Below are 5,431 nucleotides of genomic sequence, written 5' to 3' on the forward strand. Positions count from 1 at the left end.
GAATCGGCGCCGGCGACCGCATGGGCACAGCACCGGCGGCGCCTGTTCGGAGCGAGCTGGGAGGCGCTCGAGGCGCTGCCGGGCGGGGTCGGGGAGGGCGGCGACGGCGTCGAGGGCGCGTTGGTAGCGGTGGCTGCCCGGGGCGGGGCCGAGTGAGGTGGCGTGCAAGCCGGTGAATCCCAGCGCCAGCGCGACGAGCGTCAGGTACAACACGGGGGTGGGGGTGGTGCCGCCGGTGGCCGAGCCCCAGATCCGGCTTTCGAGCATCCCGATGCCGATAGCGGGGGCGAAGCCGACGGTGAACACCACGCCGCCCCATATCGCGTCGGCGCCGGTGCCGTAGCCGCGCCAGGCGCGCACCCATCCGGTGATCTGGAGTCCGGCGCAGACGCCCATCAGTGTGCCGGCGATCATCCAGGCGGTGCGCGGGTGCGCGGAGCCGAGCCAGAACGCGACCACACCGGCGGCGGCGACGGTGACCGCGGCGGCGCAATACCAGCCACCACGCCACGGCAGGACCCGTCCGCGGACCCGGAGCAGCAGCTGAATGTGCGGATAGTCGGTGAACAGGTGCGCCTCGAGCGCCTCCCAGCTCGCTCCGAACAGGCGCCGCCGGTGCTGTGCCCATGCGGTCGCCGGCGCCGATTCCGCTGATACGACACTCATCTAGGCCTCCCACCTGCTCGCCACCAGTGTGACAGCTGGTCATTGCCTGTTCGAGCGGCACACCAGCGGGCGGGGTGGCTGGTTCTCGCCGACCAGGACGCGGGGCACTGTGACGTCGCGGTCAGTGCAGGTGGATCGGCATGTGCACGAGCCCGTGCAGGGCCAGCCCGTCGCGGGGGACGGGGGTGGCGGCGAGGGCGAGGCCGGGGAAGCGGCGTAGCAGGGCGGGGAAGGCGATCTGGGCTTCGAGGCGGGCCAGGGGCGCGCCGAGGCAGTAGTGGATGCCGCCGCCGAAGGACAGCGGTGGTTCGCCTTCGCGGTCCAGTCGCAGGTGGTGTGGGTGGTCGAAGATGTCGGGGTCGTGGTTGGCGGCGCCGAGCAGCATGACCACGCGCCGGCCGGCGTCGAGGTGGAGTCCGGCGACGTCGATGGCTTCGGGTGCGGTGCGTGAGGTGAGCAGCTGCACGGGGGAGTTGTAGCGCAGCAGTTCCTCGACCGCGGTGGTGGCCAGTTCGGGGCGTTCACGCAACTGCTGGGCTTGGCCGGGGTGGTCGAGCAGGGCGCGCAGGCCGTTGGCGAGCAGGCCGGTGGTGGTTTCGAATCCGGCGGCGAACAGCAGCGCGGCCATGGTGATCAGTTCGTCGTCGGGCAGTCCGTCGTCGGGGGCGGCGAGCGCGGAGAGCAGATCGTCGGCGGGTTCGCGGCGGCGGCGGGCGATCAGTTCGCGCAGGTAGTCGGTGATGGTGTCGGCCGCGGTGTCGGCGGCGGCGACGGTGGGTTCGTCGAGCCGGTCCAGGACCGCGGTCCAGTCCCGCACCAGTGGCTGGAAGCGCATCCGGTCGGCTGCGGGGATGCCGAGCAGTTCACCGATCACGGTGACCGGCAAGGGGAATGCGAATTCGTCGATGAAGTCGATCGGGCCGTTCATGGCGGCGGTGTGCATCCGGTCGAGCAGCCCGTCGACCAGTTTCTCGATCGCCGGCCGCAGCCCGGCGACTCGTCTGCTGGTGAACGCGCCGGACACCAGCCGCCGCAGCCGGGTGTGTTCGGGCGGGTTGGCCACCAGCATGCTGCCGAAGATCAACCGCAACCCGGGCCGCTGCTGCCAGTGCGGGAATCCGTTGGCGGCAAGCGAGGTTTCCGGCCGTTTGCGCAGCCGATGGTCGCGTGCCAGTGCCGACACCACACGGTATCCGGTGACCACGATGGTCCCGTCGGGGGCGGGAACCGCCGGTCCGCAGGCCCGTAGCTGCTCATACAGCGGGTAGGGGTCGGCGCGGCCTTCGGGTTCGGCGAGCTGCATCAACACTTTTCCCACGATGTGCGCCGTGTCCGCGCTCATGCACGCCCCCTGGTCCGTCGTGACAACGTTCCCCGACGAGGCTACCGGCTGTACGCGGCCCGCGCCGCCGCCTCCGCGCCGGGACCTGATGCGGTTGTGTCTTTCTCCAATCGGTGCCGGGCGTCGCGGTGGGAATGCTCGGATTCGCGGTCGATGCGGTCCGCGCCGGTGTCCGGAACTTCTAGCGTCGCGACGAGTTTCGAATCTGAACCGGTGAGTTCCAGTGCGATCGATGCGGTGGCTTGCCGGGGTGCGTGAGAGGACGACACATGGGTTGGGCAATACGACGGGCCGCGCAGGCCGCAGCGGTGCTCGCGGGATCGGCGCTGCTGGCCGCCGGGCCGCTACCACCGGGGAACGCGGCACCCGAGCCGGCGGTGACCGAACAGCAACTGGCGGACCAGATCAACGCCACACAGCCGGGCGCAGCGCAGGCCGGTGCGGTGTCGGGTAGCGCGGGCGCGCCGGCCAGCCGGTCGATGGTCGCGGCCGGGCCGGGCCCGGAGGCGACGGCCGCGCTGGCCGCCTTCGCCTACGGTCTGCTGCATCCGAATGCGGCGCCGCCGGGCGCCAACGACTGGAATTGCCGCCCCACTCCGCAGCATCCGCGGCCGGTGGTGTTGATGCACGGGTCGTGGATGAACGCCTATGACAGTTTCGCGTACCTGTCGCCGCGTCTGGGGCGGGCGGGTTTCTGTGTGTTCGCCCTCAATTACGGGCAGTTGGGTGTGCTCGAGGGCGGCGGTCTCGGTCCGCTGATGCCGGGCCGGAACGCGGTGGGGCCGATGGCACAATCGGCGCGCCAGCTCGCCGATTTCGTGGATCGGGTGCTGGGGGAGACGGGCGCGGAATCGGTCGATATCGTCGCCCATTCCCAGGGCGGTACCGTGGCCGCCCACTACCTGAAATTCGAGGGCGGCGACACCGACGTGGACCGGCTGATCACCCTCGGCGCCACCCATCACGGCACCAGCCTGCTCGGCATCGCCGCGCTCGGACGCGCCATCAATGATCTCGGCCTGGACATCCTCGGGTTCAATCAGCTGTTCGTCGGCCCCGCCAATATCGAGCAGGTCATCGGATCCCCATTTCTGCACGCGCTCAATGCCGGCGGTGACACTGTTGCCGGTGTCGACTACACCGTGATCGCCTCCCGCTGGGATGAAATCGTCAACCCCTACGATCTGACGTTCCTGCGGCCCGGCCCCGGCGCGACCGTCGCCAACCTGACGTTGCAGGACGGCTGCGAACAGGATCTGTCCGATCACCTGACGATGATGTACTCCCCGCGCGCGATGTCGATGGTGCTGCGTGCCCTCGACCCCGCCGCGCACCCGGAGCTGGTGTGCGCCTTCAATCCGTGGCTGATCGGTGGCGGCGGCGGGCTCTGACGGTGCGGGCCGGGCGACTAGGCGGATGCGGCTGCGCGGCGCAGCGCGTCGAGGGTGGTCTCGGGAGAGGTGTTGAAGCAGAACCGGATTCCCGGCGCCTCCTCGACGAGGACGTTGACCAGGCGTTCGAACAGCAGAGTGTGCTCGGGGAGGGCCCGCACCGCACCGCCGAGCATGACGAGGTCGAACGTCTGGGCGGCCAGCAGCTCGCGGACTGTGGATTCGGCCTGGGCGGGTGAGGCCTGCACCATGCAGGGCGTGACATCGAATTCGGTGTCGCGGAGGGCGGCGTTGGCGGCGTCGACCCTGGCCGTGAGTTCGGCCTCGTCCAGGCCCGGGTTTCGACCGTAATCCATGGCGTGTGGATGCAATCCGATGGTCAGGGCTCGCAGGCGGGCGGGTGGTTCGGACACTCGTCGATACCTCCAGGAAGGGTGTGTGACCGCCCGTCCGCATGAGACGATGGGCCCTGTTCACCTCGATATAGCTTTAACAACAAAGGTATTTTAGGGAGAAAGGTATGTCAACCGACGACGCTCTGTCGCTGGACGACAGTGTCCGGGCAATGGTGCTGCTCATGCCGCGCCTGGTCGGCCGCGCGAAACGCCTGCCGGTGCCCGAAGCGCTGCGATCGTTCGATCTGGCACCCCGGCACCTGTCGCTGCTGACCTACGTCCTGTTCGACGGACCGCTCACCGTCAACGAGCTGGCGAGGCGACTCGAGGTCGCGCCCACCACGGTGAGCTTGATGGTCGGCGATCTCAGCCGCCAAGGCGTCCTGGACCGCCGCACCGACGACAACGACCGCCGCCGCACCCTGGTCGCCATCGCCGACGAGCACCGCGAAGCGGTAACGGCCTGGCTCGGTGGTGCGGATCGGGGATGGCGTGCCGCGCTGGGCCCGCTGACCGCCGACCAGCGCGCCTTGGTCATCGCCACACTCCGCGCCTATGAGGAGGCCGTCGCTTCCGAGTGAGCGTGGCCGCCGGTGACGTGCCGCTACTGGTGTCCGGTCCAGTCGTAGCTCAGGGCCGCGGCGCGGCTCCACTGCCGGTAACCACGGTCGCGGACGGCGGCCGAGACGGCAGGCTCCCAGCGCCCGGCGATATGGCGGTTACGGCGCAGCCCATCCACATCGGGCCACAACCCGACCGCCAGCCCCGCCGCGTACGCCGCACCGAGTGAGACCGTCTCGGCGAACAGCGGCCGCTGCACCGGCACCCCGAGCGCATCGGAAATCTGTTGCATCAGCAGATTGTTCGAGGTCATGCCGCCGTCCACGCGCAGTTCGGTCAGGGGCCTTCCGGTGTCGGCGTTCAATGCCTCGACGACCTCCCTGGTCTGCCATGCCGTGGCTTCCAGCACCGCCCGCGCCACATGCCCGCGGGTGATGTAGGAGGTCAGCCCGGCGATCACCCCGCGCGCTTCGGCCTGCCAGCGGGGCGCGAACAATCCCGAAAACGCAGGCACCACCGAGCATCCACCATTGTCGGCGACGGTGGCGGCGAGCGTTTCGACCTCGGGTGCGAAGTCGATGAGCCCGAGCCGGTCACGCAGCCACTGCACCAGCGAACCGGTCGAGGCGATCGAACCTTCCAGCGCGTAGTGGGCGGGCTCGTCACCGAGCCGGAAACCCACCGTCGTCAGCAACCCGTGCTGTGACCGCACCGGCGCGGTACCGGTATTCGACAGCAGGAAAGCCCCGGTGCCATACGTGCATTTGGTTTCCCCGGCCGCGAAACAGGTCTGCCCCACCAGCGCGGCCTGCTGATCACCCAGCGCGGCCGCTATCGGGATACCGGACGGCTCGATCACGGTACGGCCGTACACCTCGGCGCTGGAACGGATCTCGGGCAGCATCGCCCGCGGGATATCGAAGAACTCCAGCAGCCGCCGATCCCAGTCGAGGGTGTGCAGGTTCATCAGCATGGTGCGCCCGGCGTTGCTGACGTCGGTGACGTGCACGCCGCCGGTGAGGTTCCAGATCAGCCAGCTGTCCATGGTGCCGAACAGGATGTCGCCGCGTTCGGCG

6 protein-coding genes are annotated in these 5,431 nt (G+C 69.6%); 2 read left to right on the plus strand and 4 right to left on the minus strand.

Annotated features, from left to right (window positions below):
• A partial coding sequence (locus GV790_RS28670; protein ID WP_375139439.1) for a hypothetical protein occupies positions 1-666 on the minus strand: 666 nt, incomplete at its 3' end.
• A gap of 121 nt (positions 667-787) precedes the next feature.
• Positions 788-2,008, minus strand: coding sequence for a cytochrome P450 (locus tag GV790_RS28675; protein WP_163817933.1), 1,221 nt, complete (start codon positions 2,006-2,008; stop codon positions 788-790).
• A gap of 269 nt (positions 2,009-2,277) precedes the next feature.
• Here GV790_RS28675 and GV790_RS28680 point away from each other — a divergent pair, with 269 nt between their 5' ends.
• Positions 2,278-3,399: an esterase/lipase family protein gene (locus GV790_RS28680; protein WP_163817935.1), complete on the plus strand. Its 1,122-nt coding sequence runs from the start codon at positions 2,278-2,280 to the stop codon at positions 3,397-3,399.
• A gap of 17 nt (positions 3,400-3,416) precedes the next feature.
• Here GV790_RS28680 and GV790_RS28685 read toward each other — a convergent pair whose 3' ends face one another.
• Entirely contained in the window at positions 3,417-3,812 is a 396-nt protein-coding gene (locus GV790_RS28685; protein WP_218586484.1) for a hypothetical protein, read from the minus strand.
• A gap of 107 nt (positions 3,813-3,919) precedes the next feature.
• Here GV790_RS28685 and GV790_RS28690 point away from each other — a divergent pair, with 107 nt between their 5' ends.
• The gene (locus tag GV790_RS28690) at positions 3,920-4,375 is read left to right on the plus strand and encodes a MarR family transcriptional regulator (protein WP_175586031.1); all 456 of its coding nucleotides are present in this window, start codon (positions 3,920-3,922) and stop codon (positions 4,373-4,375) included.
• Between the two features lie 23 nt (positions 4,376-4,398).
• Here GV790_RS28690 and GV790_RS28695 read toward each other — a convergent pair.
• Positions 4,399-5,431: FGGY family carbohydrate kinase (locus GV790_RS28695; RefSeq protein ID WP_163817937.1), on the minus strand; the 1,033-nt coding region annotated here is incomplete at its 5' end.

Origin of the sequence: Nocardia cyriacigeorgica, from assembly GCF_010858045.1 — a bacterium.
GTDB lineage: Bacteria > Actinomycetota > Actinomycetes > Mycobacteriales > Mycobacteriaceae > Nocardia > Nocardia cyriacigeorgica_E.

Coding starts and splice junctions, on each gene's coding strand:
- GV790_RS28675 (WP_163817933.1), bottom strand. CDS start 2,008: ATGAGCGCGGACACGGCGCACATCGTGGGAAAAGTGTTGATGCAGCTC.
- GV790_RS28680 (WP_163817935.1), top strand. CDS start 2,278: ATGGGTTGGGCAATACGACGGGCCGCGCAGGCCGCAGCGGTGCTCGCG.
- GV790_RS28690 (WP_175586031.1), top strand. CDS start 3,920: ATGTCAACCGACGACGCTCTGTCGCTGGACGACAGTGTCCGGGCAATG.